This window comes from Lewinella sp. W8 (genome assembly GCF_004375085.3).
Classification (GTDB): Bacteria; Bacteroidota; Bacteroidia; order Chitinophagales; family Saprospiraceae; genus Neolewinella.
This window is the reverse complement of the sequence record NZ_SNAQ03000008.1, coordinates 160,106-179,243: the sequence shown is the minus strand read 5'-3', so window position 1 is coordinate 179,243 and position 19,138 is coordinate 160,106. Positions and strand designations below refer to the sequence as shown.

Here is a 19,138-nt window from a genome sequence, read left to right as displayed (position 1 = left end):
CAGAGGACGGCCTTGCGGGCACACGAATCGGGGAAAAATGGCCATGATTCATCCCTCCATAAGTTGCTTTACCCGTTGCCTGTAGGTCTGCCCAACCGGCACCTGATGATCCCCAACCAACAGACGATTACCTTCAATCTGCCTGATTTTCTTTACCGCCACCATAAAGGATTTATGCACCCTCAGGAATTTAAAGGATGCTAGCCTTCCTTCCAGAGAAGAAATTTTTTCGTGACAGATGATCCGGCCATTGGCGGTAAATACTCTGGTGTAACTACCAAGGGCCTCAATGAAGAGGATATCTTCGGTGAGGACCTGATGAATTTTCTTATCCCCCTTGAGAAAAATGCTGGTATTCGGAGCGGCGGCGGCCGGCGGAGTGGCAGGTTGGTGGTCCGTTACCTTGCCTAGTGCCCGGAGAAAGCGTTCGAAGGAGAAGGGCTTCAGGAGGTAATCGGCAACGTCCAGTTCGTATCCTTCCAGGGCAAACTCCCGATGGGCGGAGGTTACGATTACCTGCGGCGGCTGCCGCAGACTTTTTAGTAGGTCGAAGCCCGTGAGTTTTGGCATGTTGATGTCCAGGAAAATCAGATCAACGGGTTGTTGACTCAAGGTTTGCATGGCCTGGAAAGCATCATAACAGTTGCCCACCTTCCGCAGATGGGGTAAGTCTTTACAGTACCCTTCAATGATCCGGTGGGCAATCGGCTCGTCGTCAATGATGCAGTAGGTCATATTAATTGTAGCTTAAGCTGGACTGTATGAAGTTGACCTTTCCTTTCGATGCGAAGGTCATGCCGGTTGGGGTACGTGAAAGCCAGCCTTTTCCTAAGGTTGTCTATGCCGATGCCACCCCCAGGCTGGGCGACGGAAGGCGCGTAGTTGTTTTTGATCGAGAAATGAACACTTTGAGCAGACGCAACCAGATGAAGGTGGATGAACGCTCCTCCGCTTAGTGAATTTACCCCGTGCTTAAAGGCATTTTCGAGTAAAATGATGAAGAGTAAGGGGGCCACCCGGACATCCTTCGCTACCTCATGGTGGAACTGAATGTCTACCTTCCTCTCATACCGAATCCGGTGCAGTTCAATGTAGCTTTCCAGATAAGAGATTTCTTCCGTCAGCAGTACGTCGTCTTCCTTGCCCTCGTAGATGGTGTAGCGCATCATATCCGATAACTTGAGGATGACGCCGGGGGCCTGGGCCGATTGCTCTACTACGAGTCCATAGAGATTATTCAGGGTGTTAAAGAAAAAGTGCGGATTGATCTGGCTTTTCAGGAGCGCCAGTTCGGCCTTATCCTTGTCCGCCTCAAGTGTCCTGACCCAGCGCCACTGCTCGTAGAGCCAGAGCAAGGCAAAGACCGGAATCGGAACAATGATCAACTTGAGAAAATCCTGATTATAGTGTTCCAGAAAGTCGGGCCGTACTCTGACGATCAGGTAATAGAGTAAACAGCCACCGTATATTAGGAAAATGGCAAATCGATATTTCTTGAAAAACTGCGGTAGGATCAGGGAGGCGACCCCGAGCCAAAATAAAATGATCAGAGGTACTGAAACGGGATTGCTGGGAGTCCTGAAGTATATCTCTCCCAGCATGGCTACGTAGAGTAGCGCGAATACCGCAACGACCTTTGGCGTGGAGAAGGAATGAAGCAACCACGCAATGATCAACCAGGAAAGGATGACACTCACGACATTTCCGGTTACGTAAAGCAAGCCCGGAGCCAGGATGATCCAATCTGCTGCATAAAATAACAAACCCAGCCCCGCAGTAATTACTCCCCCCAGGACAATAGCGGGATAGTTGGTGAATAAGGAGCGGTCCATGACAACAATAATAAGCCTGCCCGTTAGGCAGGCCTAATCTTTTTGATCAACCGATAGGTTTTTCACGCTAACACTGGTGTTTTTACCTCAAACGACTTTCATGGGGAGTGTGCGCCGTTTGGGTGCGATGCGGGTACGTTCGTGAAAAGAATTTAGAGATGATTTCGGTTGGCGATAGGTTTGATTCCATTGATCATCAATATAAATCATCCTGAATATGAAAATCCTCAAGAAGATGGTAAAGTGGGGCAGCCGGGCCATCGCACTGTTGTTGGCCCTGGTGCTACTTGCCGGATTGCTCTACCGCCTTGGTACTCCGGCCCCAAAACCGCCCGGGGAACTGGTGGATGTCGGTGGTTTCAAACTGCACATCAACCCTGCCGGAGAAAAAAGTAAAAGACCTACCGTGGTAATCGAAACCGGCCAGGCCTTACCCAGTGAGCATTATCACTGGCTGAGTGAAGGACTCAAGGATAGCCTGCGCGTCGTCCGGTACGATCGGGCCGGAATCGCCTACAGTGATTTAAGCCGAACACCCCGCGATCCAAAGAACATCGCCCGGGAATTGCACACGCTACTGGAAAGGGCGGGGGAGTCACCCCCCTACATTATGGTCGGACACTCCTTCGGCGGACTCTTCATTCGGGTTTTTGCGCAGCAGTACCCCGACGAAGTAGCGGGTCTGGTCTTCATTGATTCCAGTCACCCCGATCAAAGACAAAGGCTACAACTCCCCAAGCAGCCTGACCCTTCCTTGCTGCTGAATACCGCTGCCTTCCTGGCAGATATTGGTGTGTTGGGCATATTTGACCGGCTAAACGGATCCATTCTCTACGTGGAAGACTTTCCGGCCGAAGTCAATGACCGCTTCTACGATTACACCCTGAACGGTAAATATTATCGCGGCTACCGAAACGAGATACAGTGGGAAACTTCGGTGTACGATCAGGCCCGGGAAACCACCAATTTCGGCGACCTGCCACTACGGGTATTTACCGCCGGCAAAAAATACAGTGGTACTCCGGTACGCCCCGAATGGATACAGTTGCAACGAGAGATTTCCGAGTTGTCGAGTAACGGACGGCACATCGTGATTGACGGGCACCACAACAGCATCTATTCCACCAGAGAAAACGCCGACGTCATTTGTGGAGAGATCATCAAACTTGCTGGAGGGAATCCGGCCAGATAAGGGAGCGGTAATTCCTGGCATTTAAATAACGGGCTACCTTTAGCCATTCCCCGAAGGAGGTACGAAGCGCGATCCCGGATAACTTCCAGCCTTCCGCAATGGCCTTAAAGAATAACGCAGCTTTTCACCATGACCGAACTCGACCTCATCATCGACCTCCACAAACGGGCCGAACGGCAGGGGCCGGGGAGTCAACGAGACACGCTCCGGGCACTCAGTTTTCTTGACTTTCCACCAGATAAAGAAATCGCGGTAGCCGATCTGGGCTGCGGTACCGGCGGACAAACCCTGACCCTGGCCCGGGAACTGAACGCCAGGATCACCGCCGTTGACCTCTTCCCGGAATTTCTGGAAATATTGCGGGAGCGGGCGGCGGCTGCCGGACTTAAGGACTTCATTTACCCCCTACAAGCCTCCATGGAGGAATTACCTTTTGAAGAAGAACAATTTGACCTCATTTGGTCGGAAGGGGCGATTTATAACGTCGGGTTTGAGCGGGGAATTCAGGAATGGAAAGCCTACCTGAAACCGGGAAGCTACCTGGCGGTGAGTGAAATTACCTGGATCACCGACCATCGGCCGGACGAGGTGGAAGCCTTCTGGAACCGGGAGTATCCGGAAATTTCCCCGGCTTCCCGGAAGATCAAGCAACTGGAAAGTAACGGCTACACCCTGGTAGGCTATTTCTATTTGTCACCCGACAGCTGGCTGGACCAATATTACCGTCCATTGCGGACAGGTTTTCCGGCCTTTCTGGCCAGGCATGAGCAAAGTGAAGCAGCCCAAAAGGTGGTCGAGGACCACCGGGCGGAAATTGAATTTTACGAGCAGTACCGGGATTACTACAGCTATGGGTTTTATGTGGCCAGGAAGAACTAATGTGGGCCTGGACTCACTCAAAGTGAAAGTGCCTTCGGTGGAAGGGGAGGATGCTGGAAATTCCACAAAAACCACGCACGCACCTCCGATAGGTTCAAGGGACTGCGGACCCGCGAGAATCGCCGGGCTTCCCACATCGGGTTTCGAGGGGTACGTTCCGATTGGCCGTAGGTTATTCATCGGATTTGGCTTTTTCAGGAATTCCAGGCACCTGCGCCCCGTCGCCCTCCCGTAAAATCGGCAAGAACCAAAGAATACGGCACTCAGAACGGTGTCCCGTTGAATCTTAACTGAACAAATATTCACTCATCGATCCTCTCCTTGGATTGATCGTGAAATACCAAGGAGGGGTCTTAACAATTTGTTGCAAGTGTTGGTAGGGAGCACTTTTGGGGCAAACAAATTGTACCATGAAACTTTCTACACGCACCCTTTTTCTTTCGATCGGCGGCCTGGTCTTACTGCTCCTGGCGCTGCTGATCAATCCCTTTTCGGTCAACGATCAGGGCTATCGCACCGTCGTTCAGGGCGTCACCGGCAAGGAGTTTGTCCGTTTCGAACCGGGCATGTTCTGGTCCGGCTTCTTCAGCAAGCAGACTACTTACGCCGACGTGGTTACCGTTCAGGTCGAGCGCCCGGAAAAGCGCAAGGCGGACATCAGCTATTTCTCCGAGCCGATTCGCTGCCAGTTCTCCGACGGAACCTACGCCAATCAGGTGGGGTACTCCGTAAAGTGGAAGCTCCCCAATAATGAGGAGCGCATGTTGGCGATCCACAAGGACTACCGCGAGCAGAGCCGCCTGGCGGCCAGTTTGGCGGACTACTCCAAGGAGTGTGCCAACTACAGCTTCCAGCTGATGGACAGTGAGCGCCACTACTCCGGCGGTAAGTCGGAGTTGGCGGAAGCCTTCAAGTTTCAGCTGCGTAACGGACAGTACATCATCGATCAGAATCAGGTCATTCGCCGCGACAGCGCGAGCGGTGAAACGATTCGGAGCTACGAGAACAGTCCGCGGAAAAACGCCGACGGCAGCTACGTGCTCGCCAAAAGCGACGTGCAGCAATACGACATTCAGCCCAACTTCGTGGCGATCACGCTGGTGGATTACGAGAGTGTCGTCAACGAGAAGCTGAAGGCCAAGGTGGAGCAGTCGACCCGTGAGGCCATCGCCAAGCAGGAGCTGGTCACCGCCCAGCAGGAGGCCCTGACGGCCGAGATGCGCGGACGGCAGAAGGTGGCCGAGGTGCGGGCTACGGAAGAGGCTCGCAAAATCGAGGCCGAAATCCGGGCCCAGGCCGAAACGGCGGTAGCCGAGGAGCAGGCCAAGCAGGCCACCTTTAAGGCTCAGCGCGAGCTGGCCGAAGGTCGGGCCTCCGCCGAAGTGGCCCGCCTGAAGGTCCAGGCCGGCCTGTCTCCCCGGGAAGCCGCTCAGATTGAAAAGGAAACCCGGATCGGGGTGGCCGCAGAGCTGGCCAAGGTCCAGGTTCCGCAGATCGTCATCGGCGGTGGTAACGGACAGGGCTCTAATCCCATGGACGCCCTCGGCGTGAAGATGCTGATGGACGTCATGGCTTCGATGAAGAAGCAATAAGCACCTGAAACTTGGTTTGGGAATTTGGTTGCGGGCGGACAGCAAAGCTGGCCGCCCGCTTTTTTGCTTTTGGAGAGACTAAGGATAAGGAGGAGGCTAAGGCTAAGGAGATGCCGGTCGTCGGACAAATTCCCCCGGCTTTGCCGGGCCTCTTGTCCGACGAATTAGGGTGGTGAAAATCATTCCGCCGGAGGGACATCGGCCCGGAACTTTCTGCCCCGTACCAAACATTACTCTCCTTAACCTTCATTCTCGCGCCGAACTACGGTGTAATCCCCCAATTCGTAGTAGCTTTGCCGCCTCAAAAATTTGTTGTCTCATGATTTTGCGCACCGAGATTGCCACTATCCTGAAAGCCCCACCGATTGGGGAAACTGTCACCGTAATGGGCTGGGTTCGGGCCTGGCGGGGTAATCGTTTTATGGTGCTCAATGATGGCTCTTCGGCCGAAACCCTGCAGGTGGTCGTGGACGGAGAACAATTTGACGAGGAAACCATCCGCGGCATCGGCTTTCACGCCGCCGTCAGCGTAACCGGAGAACTGGTCGAGAGCCAGGGCGCCGGACAGGCGGTAGAGGTTATTGCTAAAGAACTCACCATCCTGGGGAAAACGGATCTGAGCACCTACCCCCTGCAGCCCAAACGGCAGACGATGGAGTTCCTGCGCGAGAACGGACAGTTTCGGATGCGGACGAACACCTTTAGTTCCGTCTTCCGCCTGCGGCATGCCGTAGCCTTTGCGATCAACAAATACTTCAACGACCGCGGATTCTACTACCTCCATACGCCCATCATCACGGGTAACGATGCGGAGGGCGCCGGCGAGATGTTCCGGGTGACCACCTTTGAACCCGACAGCGCGCCCCGCGACGAGGCCGGTGCGGTGGACTACGGACAGGACTTCTTCGGGAAGGGAACTCACCTGACCGTTTCCGGTCAGTTACAGGCCGAGATTGGTGCCCTCGCCCTGGGTAAAGTGTATACCTTCGGCCCCACCTTCCGCGCCGAAAACTCCAACACCAGCCGCCACCTGGCTGAGTTCTGGATGATTGAACCCGAAATTGCCTTTGCCGATATCGACAACGATATGGACCTGGCGGAAGACTTCTGTAAGTACCTGATTACTTACTGTCTGGAAAATTACCTCTCCGACCTGGAGTACCTTGATGCCCGCATCGTGGAGGCGGAGAAGAATCTTCCTAAGGATAAGCGACGGCCCATGGGACTCCTGGAGATGCTCCGCTTCGTGGTAGAGGATGACTTTGCCCGCATCACCTACACGGAGGCCATTGACCTGATCATGCGCTCCAAGCCCTACAAAAAAGGACGTTTTGAATTCCCCGTTTCCTGGGGTGTTGACCTGCAGGCCGAGCACGAACGCTGGCTGGTGGAGAAGCACTTCAAGAAGCCCGTCATCGTCCGGGACTACCCCAAGGACATCAAGGCTTTCTACATGCGCCTCAACGACGACGACAAGACCGTGGCGGCCATGGACGTGCTCTTCCCCTACATCGGGGAGGTGATCGGTGGAAGCCAGCGGGAAGAACGGGAAGACGTTCTCCGCCAGCGGATGCAGGAAATGGGCGTCCACGAAGAAGAGCTGGCCTGGTACCTGCAGCTCCGCACCTTCGGCGGGGCACCCCACGCCGGGTTCGGACTCGGATTCGAGCGCATGGTGCAGTTCATCACCGGAATGGGCAACATCCGCGACGTCATTCCCTTTCCCCGGGCGCCCCGTTTGGCGGATTTCTAGGAGAAAAGAATGAATGATTGAAGGACTGAATGATTGAATTTGGGCAATGGAAGAAGGGGAAAATGATTATGGAAAAGGGGAAGATATTTCATTGGAATTCATCTACGACCAATTCATTTTTTCGGAATCCGTGGTGAATGACTCACCTGGTAATGATTATTCAATAAGTGACAAGCAGCAGTGGGTAGCACAAATGCAGCGTCGCTTCAAGGGTGCCGCTATTGCTGTGATCAATTTGATGGAGTCAACCCCCAGTTCTCCTGCGTTAAGTGTTTGCCGTTTCCAAATCTTAAAGTCCGCTAATTCCGCTGCTGCGAACTACCGAGCTGCTTGCCGGGCTAGATCAAAAAAAGAATTCTTTGCCAAAATGAGCATCGTGGTAGAAGAAACTGACGAAACGCTTTACTGGCTAGAAGTCCTCAGTGAGTCAATCATCAAGATTGACGGCGAATTGGTATCTGATCTTCAGGGCGAATGGTTACAACTACTGAAAATTGTGGCAAGGGCAAGAAAGAATATCGCTTAACTGTAATTACTTCGCCATATCGATTAGGGTGGATATTATTCTTAATCGGCAGCCAACCGAACCGCCCTCCAAAGCATTTCATTCCCCACTTCTTCATTCCTCCAGTTATTTATTCATTCCTTCAATCATTCATTCCCTCAATCCTTAATCCACTCCCATGATCACCATCGGCACCCGCGGTTCTCGCTTAGCCCTCTGGCAGGCGCACTTCATTCAGGACCAACTTCAGGAAATTGGTCTGGAGAGTGAGATTAAGGTTATCAAAACCCAGGGGGACAAGATCCAGCACCTGACCTTTGACAAGCTGGAAGGAAAGGGCTTCTTCACCAAGGAGATTGAAGACCACCTGCTGGCCTCAGAAATTGACCTGGCCGTTCACAGCCTGAAGGACTTACCCACCGAGCAACCGGAAGGACTCACCCTCGCGGCACTGAGTTACCGCGCCACGGTGAACGACGTGCTCATTATTCACCCCGACAAGGCCGTTGAGGGTATGGTGTTCAAACTGGCCGACGGCGCGACCGTAGGCACGAGCAGCAACCGCCGGAAGGCGCAGCTGAAGAACCTGCACCCTGGCCTGGTCCCTGTGGACATCCGCGGTAACGTTCCCACCCGACTCGAGAAGGCCCGCACCGGAGAAGTGGATGCCGTACTGCTGGCCGCCGCCGGACTGGAGCGCCTGGAACTGGACCTGTCGGATATGGTCGTTATTCGGCCTAATCCCCGGGAATTCGTGCCGGCCCCGGGCCAGGGCGTTATGGCCGTACAAACCCGCAAGGAGGATATGGACCTCCGCAAAAAACTTGCCCGCCTGCACAATGTCACGGTAGGGGAGTGTACCAACGTGGAACGGCAGGTGCTGTCCATGATGGAAGGTGGGTGCTCCATGCCCCTGGGTGTCTACTGCGAGAAGGACCAACTGGGCAACTACCACGTATGGGCGGCCTTCGCCGAAACCGCCGACGCTCCCCTGAAGCGCATTCAGCGCAGCCAGAGCACCCGGGCCGGGCTAGCCGAATCGGTGGTGCAGGCGTTACGCGGGTAAGGCCACATGGATTGTAGGATTCCCCGGTCGAGCACTTCCAGTGCGAGCGATGATGGATTGAAGGATTTCCCGGTCGAGCACCTCAGTGCGAGTGGTGATGGATTGTAGGATTCCCCGGTCGAGCACTTCCAGTGCGAGTAGTGAACGACGTTACCATTAAGGTCCAGGACGGTCTCCGGTTTATTAACCTTAGCTCCGCTGCATTCCCCCGAGACTTTAGCGCTCCGTAGCGGGAGGATGGAAGGATTGCATTTTGCTCAATTCCTTCAATCCTTCCGTCCTTCCATCATTCAATCCTTTTACTTCGTCGAATCCCGCCGAAGTTTACCCTTCGGGTCTTCCAAAAACTGCTGCATCCTTTCCAGTTGATAGCGCATTTCCTCCGGAGCGGAGAGCTGTACCAGATATTTACTTCTTGCCCAGAAGTCAAGGTCGTATTTCACCTTGATTGCCTCCAAAGGGTCGCGCATATTCATGGTTACCCCCCGATAGTTTTTCCGTATCTCTCCGGAATCTGTATACAGTTCAAGGAGGAAGAGATCGTTGTGCCGGAAATGGGTACGGGTATTATTCTTGTAGTTAACCCTGAGAGAATAGCTGAGTCTTTTTGGGTAATACTTTCCGGCGTGTTTGAAGTACACCACTTCGCCGAAACTTGTGGCCTCCTCGTTGCCCCGGGCGTACTGAATGAAGGCGTTATCCGCCTTGTTGATCAAGAATTCGCCGCTGAACCAGGCGTCAATGGAGCCACTGGTGAACGATCGGTTATGATCTATCATGCTGGTATCCAGACGGTAGGCGATCCGGATGAGGGTGTCCGGTCCATTCAGGTACTCCCCTCGGTTACTGAAGTTCATGATTTTGGTGAATTGCTTGTCGCTGGCCAGGCGCAGCAAAATTCCTCCAAATTCACCACTGCGGCCAAAATTGAGCGAACCCAAATAACCCGCGAGGAGACCGGCCTGCAAGTTCATCGCGGGATTGTTAGTGCGCAGGCTTTCGATGTCGGTGGCCTGACTACGGAATTGCTCGATCCTGGCCGTTATCGGCTCCCATGGGTCGAAGTTCTTTTTCCGCGACCGTTCCCGGATATTGACCAGCGCTTCGGTGTAGTAACTGAAAGTATCATTATCGATGTCGTAGCGCCGCAGGTAGCCTTTGATGAGGTGCCCCTCCCGGGCGTAGTTATCCGGGATGGCGTCAATGGCCCGTTGTACGATTTTCCGGAGGCCGATATCTGAAATCACGATGACCTCCTCCAGCTCCACGAAGGCGGTTTCCATGCTGAGGTTGAAAAACAGGGCCGTGGTATCCAGTCGCCAGAGCGGTTCGCGATGCGTTTGGAAACTGAGCAAGCTGAAGACGACCCTATCCTGCAACTGGGCCTCCGTTAAGCTAAGTCGGTATTCTCCGCGCTCATTCGTCAGTACCCCAACGGATTGATCCCCTTCCAGGAATACGTTGACGTAGGGGAGGGGATTTCCGGTATTGGCCTCCAGTACGGTCCCCGTCAATTCATATTGGGCGAGCAGGATGGAGGGCAGAAATAGCAGCAGTAGGCTTAGACGCATGGAGCAGTAGATAGGGTGAGGTTAAACTACAACTGTAGTTTCGCGAAAATAGTTTAGGCCCAGGGGGGTAATCTGCCTTGGTGGGTTGCCCTTTGGGCCCGGAGGGCAGGTGCAATAAGTAAAGGATTGAATGACTGAAGGACGGAAGGATTGAGTGTAAGCATTAGGTCGCCAACCGAAACACGAGCGGGATTGAAAGCTAAGGCTTAAAAGTGGTGACCGGAAAAGGCTTGCTTTAGGCAGCGGCATATGCTTTTCACTTTTCAGCCCATGAGGGAGTTCCCGGCTCCGCCTGATGTTACGGGATCTAGAAAGCCTTCGTCATGGGAAAACTAAAGCCGGTGGGCACCTCAAGGGAGCTACCCGCTGCGCTTGTTGCATGCTTCAAGGTCCCGGGCGAGCGCACCCCAAACCGGTCGAGGCGTTCCACGCCGAGCCATTATAAGTAAAGGATTGAATGACTGAAGGACGGAAGGATTGAATGGAAGCATCAGGTCGCCAGCCGAAACACGAGCGGGATTGAAAGCTAAGGCTTAAAAGTGGTGACCGGAAAAGGCTTGCTCCGCAAGCTGGTCGTAAGGGCGGCCAAAAAGGTTAAGCCTAAGGCTAAGGAGTGGATGATTGGAACCGTCCATCGGGAAGGTATTCAGGCTAGTCCTTAAAGGAATGATTATTCCTACCCTAATTCGTCGGACAAAAGGCCCGGCAAGGCCGGGGAAATTTGTCCGACGACCAGTTGCTGCTGCCATCTCCACCTTCGTGGCCTTGGTCATTGTCCCGCCATCACTCTGGCTGACGATCCCGGCTTTACAACCTTTTCACGACCTACCTGGCCCTCTTTTTGCCTCCGTGCCCAACCCCGCATCCCGGACTTAGCACGAGGGTTTCATTGCACCTGCGCTTGCGCCCTCGGCAAAGAAGGAACTCGTATCGCGCGCCTGGGCGGCCGAGCGCCAGGTCCCCTCATGCCTGACTCCTAAAGCCTCCATCCTGCCACCCGGGCAATTGCATCCCGAAAACTATCGGGGTCGCAATTACGTCTGCGGTAGGAATAGAAACGAATCCAAATCTCTATTGAGCTAATTATCGTAGACTCCCTTACGGCGGCGTTCCAGCTCCTGATTAATGATGAACCGGAGTCGCTTGGCTCGTTCGTGACAGGAGAAATTGCTGCTGATGTAGCGATCGGCCAGTACCAGGCCGACGAGGGCCAGCGGGATCGCCAGGAGGCAAACACCAACGAGCCAGTGTAGACTGGCCAGGGCCGCGGCGCTGGCGGAAAAGAGCAGAAAGGGAATGGAAAGCCCGACCTTAAACATGGCGTCCTTCACCTGCTTGATCTTGGCGCTCTGCAGCCGTAACCGGCGGAGGAGGTGGTGGAGTTCGTGCGTAGCAAACGCCCCGGCTCCCCCCGTTAAAATGAGGAGAAAATCGTCATTGCCGGCTTTTTCAAGGCGGGCAATCTGGCGTTTCCATCTACGGTCTGACATCTTACTCAAAAATAGGAAGGATTCTTGGGGGGCTCAAAAAAATCGGGCGGATTTGTCGTCATTTGTGCGCCTTGTCTTATTATATCCGGAACTTCCCCACGAAGTGGTTCGATTCCGTAAGCTTTCGTGCCATTTTTCTTTATTTCAAACAAATTTGTTTTTAATTCAATAATTCACAATATTTGCCGGGGCACCGCTGACATGCAGGATAATTATGACACCAGAACAGGCCAGGGCCGCCCTGAAGAAATACTTTGGCTACGATGATTTTCGTCCCCAACAGCTTTCCATCATTGAAAGCGTCTACGCGGGGAAGGACGGTATCGTCTTGATGCCAACCGGAGGCGGCAAATCCATGTGCTTTCAAATTCCCGCCGTCACGATGCCCGGAACGGCCGTGGTCGTCAGCCCCCTCATTTCCCTGATGAAGGATCAGGTCGACGGACTGAATGCCGTGGGCATTCGGGCGGCCTTCCTGAACTCCACCCAGAGCGGTTCGGAGAGCCACGGGGTGGAGACCGCCTACGAAGACGGCGAGCTGCATCTGCTCTACGTCAGTCCGGAAAAATTGCTGTCTCCCGGGTTTTTCACCTTTCTGAAGCGACGGAATATCTGCCTCTTCGCCATCGACGAAGCCCACTGTATTTCTGCCTGGGGCCACGATTTTCGTCCGGAATACACCCAGCTTAAGCGACTGAAGGAGGCTTTCCCGGATGTACCCATTCTTGCCCTGACCGCCACGGCGGACCGCCTGACCCGCCGCGACATGGCCGAGCAGCTCGGCATCGCCGAGGCGCAACAATTCATCGCTTCGTTTAATCGCCCCAACCTGAGTCTGGCCGTACGGCCAGGGCGTAAGCGCCGGGAGCAGATCATTAATTTCCTCCGGGACCGCCCCTTCGAGGCCGGAATCATCTACTGCCTGAGCCGGAAACAAACCGAGGCGCTGGCGGGAAAACTCCGCGAAGCGGGCTACCAGGCCGAGGCCTACCACGCCGGACTACCGGCCGCCGAACGCGCCCGGGTACAGTCGGACTTTATCAACGATAAGAACCAGATCGTTTGCGCCACCATCGCCTTCGGGATGGGAATTGATAAGAGCAACGTCCGCTGGGTGATCCACTACAGTATGCCGAAAAACCTGGAGAACTACTACCAGGAAATTGGCCGGGCCGGCCGGGACGGCGCCGAGGCGGATACCCTCCTGTTTTACTCCTACAATGACTACATGACCCTGAAGGACATGATCGGGAGTAACGGAAATGCCGACATTCAACTGGCCAAGCTGGACCGGATGAAGGAATATGCCGACAGCCTGGCCTGTCGCCGGAGGATCCTGTTGAACTACTTCAGCGAGGATCACGGAGAAGATTGCGGAAACTGCGACATCTGTGAGAATCCGCCGGAGCGCTTCGACGGAACGGTACTGGCCCAGAAGGCCCTCAGTGCCGTGGCCCGCCTGCGCGAAAGCGTCGGGGTGGGTATGGCCATCGACGTCCTCCGGGGCTCGGCCCGCGCCGAGATTCGCAACCGGAGGTACGACCAGATCAAAACCTACGGCGCGGGTCGTGACATCAGTGCCTTTGACTGGAACCAGTACTTCAGTCAACTCATCAGTCTTGGCTATCTGTACGTTGCCCACGAAGACTTCAATAAAGTCAAGTTAGCTCCCGCGGCGCGCCGGGTTTTGTTCGAGGGCGAAACCGTGGAACTGGTCAAGATGACCACCATCAAAGAGCGCCGCGAGCAGGAAGATAAGAAGACCGCCCAGCGGGCCTCCGTCCGTAAGGAAAAAGTAGGACTGTTTGAAGAGCTACGCGCCGTCCGCCGGGAGCTTGCCCAGCAATTTGGTATTCCTCCCTACCTGGTGTTCAACGACGCCACCCTGCAGGAGATGGTCGCCGAAAAACCGATCACCGACGCCGAAATGGCCCGCATCAGCGGGGTGGGGGAACGGAAACTCCACCGCTTCGGGGATGCCTTCATGACCGTGATCCGCAAGCACGTCCGGCGCGAAGACAAGGCATCGCGGGGCGATACGCCTTCCCACGAAGCCAGCCTCCAGGCGTTTCAAGGAGGGGCCACTGTGCAACAAATTGCCGAACAGCGGCGTCTTTCCGAAAACACCGTACGGGGTCATCTGGCCAAGTGCTACCTGGAGGGAGCAGATTTCGATCTGACGACCCTTTTTCGGGCCGAGGCGCCCGGCTGGGTGGAGGAAGCGGTGCAGAACCTACCGGAGTCCCCCGGAGCCAAAGACGTCCTGGAATACATCACCGGCAAATACGGTACCGATGCGCTGGACTACGGTCAACTCCATCTCGTTAATGCCTACCGACAGCGGGAGGCCGAAAATGCCACCTCATGAGCAAAAACAATGAGTTCCTGTTCGTCTACGGAACGTTGATGAGCAATATTCCGTCCTCCATGAGCAAATTCCTGCGCCGCCGCGCCACCCTGATTGGTAAGGCGACCGTTTCGGGTACCCTGATTGACCTGGGCGGCTACCCCGGCCTGCTGACGGGCGGAGGGACCGTTAAGGGAGAACTTTACCGCTTCAACGAAGACCGTAGGGAGGAAAGCTGGAGTATGCTGGACGCCTACGAGAGCGTAACCGGGGCGCCGGAGGATGAATATCGGAAAGAAAGCGTCGACGTTCGGGTAAACGGTGGGGGCAAGTTCTCCGCAACCACCTACGTCTACGTCGGTTCCAGCAGGGGGAAGCAAGTCATCCCTAACGGAGATTATCCGCCCTTTTACAAGAATAACCCGGAGCACCGGAAATTTACCGGAGACGAATAGGGGAGAAGTCCACACGTTTCCCCACCCAAGCGTAGGTCCGGAAGGGTAATCTTTACCGGCCGCACGACTTCCCCACCAGCACTCAAACGTATGCGTATCCTTCACACCTCAGACTGGCACCTCGGCCACCGGCTATACGATCGGGACCGGAGTGAGGAGCACGCTGCGGTATTCGACTGGTTGCTGGAGGTCATTGACCGGGAGGGCGTGGAGGTCCTCATCATGGCGGGAGACGTTTTCGATACGATGAATCCGTCGAACACGGCCCGGGGGATGTACTACGACTTCCTTGGCCGCCTGCGTCGGACCAACTGCCGGGCGGCCGTGATCGTGGGGGGTAACCACGACAGCCCCTCCCTGCTGGATGCGCCGGCGGAATTGATGAAATATCTGGACGTCCACGTAATTGGCGGTGCCCGGCCCCAGGTGGCCGATCAGCTCGTCCGGATTCCGAGGGACGATACTTCCGAGACGGCACTCTGGGTGGCCGCCGTTCCGTATTTGCGGGACCGTGACCTTTCCTACAGCGTTGCGGGAGAAGGGGTGGAAGATCGTATCCTGCGGGTGCGGACCGCCATCCGGGAGCACTACCGCAATATTGGGGAGGCCATCACTGCGGCATCGGCGGACGACGCTGCCCCCATCATCGCCACCGGCCACCTCTTTGCCGCCGGGAGCGTAGACGCCGACGATAAGGCCAGCCATATTTATCTGGCCGACAAGCAGAACATCGAGGCCCGTGACTTTCCGGAGATTTTCGACTACGTGGCCCTCGGCCACATTCACCGGGCGCAGCGGGTGGGGGGACTGGATAACATCCGGTACAGCGGAAGCCTCATTCCCCTGACCTTCGGGGAAGCTGCGGGATTACAACAAGTACTTCTCGTGGATTTGCCCGGACGTGGAACCGCTCCCGAAATCACCAAAATTCCGGTGCCCCGGCACCGGCAGCTGACCACGGTGCGTGGGGAGTTGGCATCCGTAAAGCAAGCGCTCGGGCAGTTAGCCGTGGAGCCGCGACTGGATCAGCACCTGCTGCCCTGGCTGGATGTGCGGGTCCTGTCGGATCACCCCCTTCCCTTTTTGCGGGAGGACCTGCTGGAGCTGCTGACGCGGGAGGACGGCACCCGGGGAGCGGACATTTTGCGGCTTAGTGTCGAGCGCCGGCGGGAGGAGGACGAGTCCAGTACCATGTTGCCGGCCCGCGACCTGGAGGAGCTGGATCCGGAGGATGTATTCTACGCCCTCTGCCAGGGAAACGCCCCGGTGCAGCGGGAGGATTATCCCGAACTGTTGGCCTCCTTCCGGGAGTTGCTCAACTGGATGAACGATAAATCGGCGGAACAATGAAGCTGCTGAGGGTCGGAATACATAACCTCAATTCCCTGCGCGGCGTGCAGGAAATTGACTTCCGAGAGGAGCCCCTGGTAACGAACGGGCTTTACGCCATCGTGGGGCCCACCGGAGCGGGGAAGACGACCATCCTGGACGCCATTACGCTGGCCCTGTACGGAAGAACGGAGCGCGACCGCTACGGCAACGAAGTGATGAGTCACGGAGCGGGTACCTGCTTTGCGGAAGTGGAGTTCATGACCGATTCTGGCCAGTACCTCAGCCGGTGGGAACGGCGGCGGGCCCGGAACAAACCCGACGGGAATCTGCAGACCGCCGAACGGATGCTGAGTCAGTGGAACGCCCGGGCGGAGCGGTATGAACCCCTGGCCGCGGATAAGCTCCAGGAAGTAAACGACCGCACCGAAGAACTGCTTGGTCTCGATTACAATCGCTTCGTACGCTCCGTGATGCTGACCCAGGGACAGTTTGCCCGCTTTCTCAATTCGGACGTGAAGGACCGGTCGGAGGTGCTGGAAAAAATTACCGGCACCGAGGTGTACACGGCCATTAGTGAGGCCGCCTTTGAGCGGCACAAGGTGGCCGTTAGTGCCTACGAGGACCTGGAGAAGGGGGTGGAAGGAAATGTTCCCCTGCCGGAGGACGCCAGAAAGGAGCTGGAGAACCGGCTAAGCCTGGCCCGGGAAAAAACGTTGCACCTGCGTCCACGCCAAAAAGAATTGTCCGCTGCGCTTGGTCAGTACGCTCAGCTGGAGCAACTTGGCAAGCGCGTGGAGGAGGAACGAAAGTCCTTTGCGGCCATCCAGAAGGTGTGGGAACAGCGGGCTACGGACCGGAAAAAATTATCCGAAAGTGCGGCCCTGCGGCCGCTGCGGCAACCCCTGCGCGAATGGGAACAGGCGAAAGAAGAGGAACAAAAATTACTTTCCCGCCGCGAGCAGGAAGAAAAGCAACTGGCCGTAAGCCAGGTGGAGGCCCAAAAAGCTGACGAGGTCTTTGGGGAATTGTCGGCCAAATGGGAAAAGTTCTCCCGGGAGAAGCCCGCCAAGGAAGCTACCCTCGCCCGGGCAACGGAACTGGAACGCAAAATGGCCGAGGCGCAGGGAACCCTGAACGCCGAACGGAAACAAGCGGATGCCCTGGAGCGCCAACTGCGGGATCTGGCCACACGCGATGATCTCCTTAATCGTCAGGTCAGGGAAATTCGGGCGAGTCTGGGGGAGGAGGCTTCCCCATCACTGGCCAAGGAGCTGACCGAACTAGAGGAACAACTGCCCGCGCAGGAGCAACAACTGACGCTGGCGCGGGAAGGGATGGCCTTCCTGGATGCGCTGACGGCTAGTGAGCGGGCAGCGGCAGCGCTGCGGGCCGCCAATACGCTGGCTGCCACCACCGAGGAGGGCCTTGCGGTAGCCGAAAAGGAACTGGAAACCCGGCAGCACATCCTGAAAACTCTGGAGAAAAATCAGATCCTCGAACAGCACCGAAAGGACCTGCGGGAGGGAGAAGCTTGCCCCCTGTGCGGGTCGACGGAGCACCATACCCATGACCTGCCGGCCCTGGATGATCGGGCGCTGGCGCAGGCTGCCGAGGATGTCCGTACGGCAACGGAGACCCGTAAGCAGCTGCTCGCTCAACTGGAAGAAAACCGACAGCAGGCGCTGGCGGCCCAAACCACCTTTGCGGCGGCCGATGCCCGCCGGGGAGACGCCCGACAACGCCTTGATGAAGTCCCCCCGAACCGGGATGAGTTAGCTACGCGATTGCGGGACCTGGAGGAGCGGGTTCCGAAGCAGCAAGCTCGCTTGCGCCGGCTACGCATGATCCGCGGACAGTTGACCACCCTGAGCGAAAAAGAGACGGCCCGCAAACAGCTGGCCAGCCAGCGGGAAGAGGCCGCTGTAACCCTGCGTCGGTTAAAGGAAAGTACGGAGAAACTGGACGGTCAGCTGCGGGAACTGCGCGGTCAACTGGAGGACATCATTGGAAAGCGCACCGTGGCCGAATGCCGGCAGATGCTGGCAGACCGGGAGAAAAAAATATCCTCCGCCCAGGAAGCAGGCCGGGAACAGCGGGACATTGCCCGGGAGAAATACCAGCGGGACGAAGCGGCAATCGCCGCCACCCGGCGGCAGCTCACCGAACTCGGGGAGACCATCCTGTCCCGTAAAGCCAGCCTGGACGCAACACTAGGGGCACTGGAAGTGACCGACCTGGAACGAGCGAAAGCCACCCTGTTACCCTCCGATGCGGAAGACGGGCTACGGCAAGAACTGACGGAACTGGAACAACGGTTACGGTCGGCTGAGGGGGGCAAGGAGAAAATGGAAAAGGAACTGCAGTCGCAACGGGCTGTTGTGGAGGAATTGGCGCCGCTGGCCGAACTGCGCACGGAGGCCCATCAACTCGACCAACAGATTTCGGCGCTGGATCAGGAAGTGGGTGCGCTGAATAAGGAAGTGGAGCTCGACAACGACAAGCGGAAAGCCCGCGAAGCCATGGCCGGAAAGCTGGAAGCGCTGCGACAGGAGCGCGAGAAATGGTCGCGGTTGCACGAGCTGATCGGGCAGAAGGACGGAACTAAATTCCGACGCTTTGCGCAGACCCTCACCCTCCAGCGACTCGTGGAAGCGGGTAATCTTCACCTGGGCAACATCAGTGGTCGCTACCGGATGCGGCACCGTCCCGCCGAAAAACTGGAGAAGGAGCAACTGGAACTGGAAATCATCGATACCTTTCAGAACGACAATACCCGGCCGATGTCTACCCTCAGTGGCGGAGAGACCTTTATCGTCTCCCTGGCTCTGGCGCTGGGGCTTTCCGATCTGGCGGCGGGGAAGCAGCTCATTCAGTCCCTGTTCATTGACGAGGGCTTCGGGACCCTGGACGAAAAAATACTGGATCAGGCCATGACTACACTGGAGCAACTCCGGGCGCGGGGGAAAACGGTAGGCCTCATCAGTCACGTGAAGGAATTACGGGAGCGGGTGACGTGTCAGATTCGCCTGGAACCTGTGGGGAATGGGTTCAGTACGATCGAGGTGGTGGGGTGAGGTGGTTCGCTGGTTCGTTAGGATTTTAGTCTGTTAGTCTGTTAGAATTT

General features: G+C 56.2%; 14 protein-coding genes. 10 read left to right on the top strand and 4 right to left on the bottom strand.

Annotation, left to right across the window (positions count from 1 at the left end; translation table 11 throughout):
- Nucleotides 1-48: 48 nt before the first annotated feature.
- The gene (locus tag E1J53_RS11080; protein WP_134270583.1) at nt 49-735 is read right to left on the bottom strand and encodes a LytTR family DNA-binding domain-containing protein; all 687 of its coding nucleotides are present in this window, start codon (nt 733-735) and stop codon (nt 49-51) included.
- On the bottom strand, nt 732-1,832 hold the full coding sequence (locus tag E1J53_RS11075) for a sensor histidine kinase (protein WP_134270582.1): 1,101 nt from the start codon (nt 1,830-1,832) through the stop codon (nt 732-734). The genes E1J53_RS11080 and E1J53_RS11075 overlap by 4 nt, the downstream gene beginning before the upstream one ends.
- Before the next feature lie 217 nt (nt 1,833-2,049).
- Between E1J53_RS11075 and E1J53_RS11070 the strand changes: the two genes are divergently transcribed.
- From E1J53_RS11070 to hemC, 6 genes are all read left to right on the top strand, one after another.
- Nucleotides 2,050-3,024 (top strand): alpha/beta fold hydrolase, encoded by a 975-nt coding sequence (locus E1J53_RS11070; RefSeq protein ID WP_134270581.1) that lies wholly within the window; start codon nt 2,050-2,052, stop codon nt 3,022-3,024.
- 129 nt (nt 3,025-3,153) lie between these two features.
- Nucleotides 3,154-3,903 carry a class I SAM-dependent methyltransferase gene (locus E1J53_RS11065; protein ID WP_134270580.1) on the top strand — a complete coding sequence of 250 codons (750 nt, stop codon included), beginning with the start codon at nt 3,154-3,156 and terminating at the stop codon, nt 3,901-3,903.
- 410 nt (nt 3,904-4,313) lie between these two features.
- Nucleotides 4,314-5,495 (top strand): SPFH domain-containing protein, encoded by a 1,182-nt coding sequence (locus E1J53_RS11060; RefSeq protein ID WP_134270579.1) that lies wholly within the window; start codon nt 4,314-4,316, stop codon nt 5,493-5,495.
- A gap of 319 nt (nt 5,496-5,814) precedes the next feature.
- Nucleotides 5,815-7,248 carry an asparagine--tRNA ligase gene (gene asnS, locus E1J53_RS11055; protein WP_134270578.1) on the top strand — a complete coding sequence of 478 codons (1,434 nt, stop codon included), beginning with the start codon at nt 5,815-5,817 and terminating at the stop codon, nt 7,246-7,248.
- A gap of 46 nt (nt 7,249-7,294) precedes the next feature.
- Nucleotides 7,295-7,774: a four helix bundle protein gene (locus E1J53_RS11050; RefSeq protein WP_134270577.1), complete on the top strand. Its 480-nt coding sequence runs from the start codon at nt 7,295-7,297 to the stop codon at nt 7,772-7,774.
- Nucleotides 7,775-7,931: 157 nt separating this feature from the next.
- Nucleotides 7,932-8,819 (top strand): hydroxymethylbilane synthase, encoded by an 888-nt coding sequence (gene hemC, locus E1J53_RS11045; RefSeq protein ID WP_134270576.1) that lies wholly within the window; start codon nt 7,932-7,934, stop codon nt 8,817-8,819.
- Between the two features lie 299 nt (nt 8,820-9,118).
- Here hemC and E1J53_RS11040 read toward each other — a convergent pair whose 3' ends face one another.
- Both E1J53_RS11040 and E1J53_RS11035 read right to left on the bottom strand, forming a co-directional pair.
- Nucleotides 9,119-10,390 (bottom strand): carboxypeptidase-like regulatory domain-containing protein, encoded by a 1,272-nt coding sequence (locus E1J53_RS11040; protein ID WP_134270575.1) that lies wholly within the window; start codon nt 10,388-10,390, stop codon nt 9,119-9,121.
- A 1,079-nt stretch (nt 10,391-11,469) separates the two neighbouring features.
- Nucleotides 11,470-11,880 (bottom strand): hypothetical protein, encoded by a 411-nt coding sequence (locus tag E1J53_RS11035; RefSeq protein ID WP_134270574.1) that lies wholly within the window; start codon nt 11,878-11,880, stop codon nt 11,470-11,472.
- 214 nt (nt 11,881-12,094) lie between these two features.
- Here E1J53_RS11035 and recQ point away from each other — a divergent pair, with 214 nt between their 5' ends.
- The 4 genes from recQ (at nt 12,095) to E1J53_RS11015 (ending at nt 19,088) form a co-directional block, all read left to right on the top strand.
- The gene (gene recQ / locus E1J53_RS11030; RefSeq protein ID WP_134270573.1) at nt 12,095-14,248 is read left to right on the top strand and encodes a DNA helicase RecQ; all 2,154 of its coding nucleotides are present in this window, start codon (nt 12,095-12,097) and stop codon (nt 14,246-14,248) included.
- On the top strand, nt 14,245-14,682 hold the full coding sequence (locus E1J53_RS11025) for a gamma-glutamylcyclotransferase (RefSeq protein WP_134270572.1): 438 nt from the start codon (nt 14,245-14,247) through the stop codon (nt 14,680-14,682). The genes recQ and E1J53_RS11025 overlap by 4 nt, the downstream gene beginning before the upstream one ends.
- A gap of 90 nt (nt 14,683-14,772) precedes the next feature.
- Nucleotides 14,773-16,032 (top strand): exonuclease SbcCD subunit D C-terminal domain-containing protein, encoded by a 1,260-nt coding sequence (locus tag E1J53_RS11020; protein WP_134270571.1) that lies wholly within the window; start codon nt 14,773-14,775, stop codon nt 16,030-16,032.
- Entirely contained in the window at nt 16,029-19,088 is a 3,060-nt protein-coding gene (locus E1J53_RS11015) for an AAA family ATPase (RefSeq protein ID WP_134270570.1), read from the top strand. The genes E1J53_RS11020 and E1J53_RS11015 overlap by 4 nt, the downstream gene beginning before the upstream one ends.
- Nucleotides 19,089-19,138: the final 50 nt, after the last annotated feature.

Bases quoted from the DNA above. Each gene is read 5' to 3' on its own strand.
- E1J53_RS11050 (WP_134270577.1), top strand. From the start codon at position 7,295: ATGGAAGAAGGGGAAAATGATTATGGAAAAGGGGAAGATATTTCATTG.
- E1J53_RS11040 (WP_134270575.1), bottom strand. From the start codon at position 10,390: ATGCGTCTAAGCCTACTGCTGCTATTTCTGCCCTCCATCCTGCTCGCC.
- E1J53_RS11025 (WP_134270572.1), top strand. From the start codon at position 14,245: ATGAGCAAAAACAATGAGTTCCTGTTCGTCTACGGAACGTTGATGAGC.
- E1J53_RS11015 (WP_134270570.1), top strand. From the start codon at position 16,029: ATGAAGCTGCTGAGGGTCGGAATACATAACCTCAATTCCCTGCGCGGC.
- E1J53_RS11065 (WP_134270580.1), top strand. From the start codon at position 3,154: ATGACCGAACTCGACCTCATCATCGACCTCCACAAACGGGCCGAACGG.
- E1J53_RS11075 (WP_134270582.1), bottom strand. From the start codon at position 1,832: ATGGACCGCTCCTTATTCACCAACTATCCCGCTATTGTCCTGGGGGGA.
- E1J53_RS11080 (WP_134270583.1), bottom strand. From the start codon at position 735: ATGACCTACTGCATCATTGACGACGAGCCGATTGCCCACCGGATCATT.
- E1J53_RS11020 (WP_134270571.1), top strand. From the start codon at position 14,773: ATGCGTATCCTTCACACCTCAGACTGGCACCTCGGCCACCGGCTATAC.
- E1J53_RS11060 (WP_134270579.1), top strand. From the start codon at position 4,314: ATGAAACTTTCTACACGCACCCTTTTTCTTTCGATCGGCGGCCTGGTC.
- recQ (WP_134270573.1), top strand. From the start codon at position 12,095: ATGACACCAGAACAGGCCAGGGCCGCCCTGAAGAAATACTTTGGCTAC.
- asnS (WP_134270578.1), top strand. From the start codon at position 5,815: ATGATTTTGCGCACCGAGATTGCCACTATCCTGAAAGCCCCACCGATT.
- E1J53_RS11035 (WP_134270574.1), bottom strand. From the start codon at position 11,880: ATGTCAGACCGTAGATGGAAACGCCAGATTGCCCGCCTTGAAAAAGCC.
- hemC (WP_134270576.1), top strand. From the start codon at position 7,932: ATGATCACCATCGGCACCCGCGGTTCTCGCTTAGCCCTCTGGCAGGCG.
- E1J53_RS11070 (WP_134270581.1), top strand. From the start codon at position 2,050: ATGAAAATCCTCAAGAAGATGGTAAAGTGGGGCAGCCGGGCCATCGCA.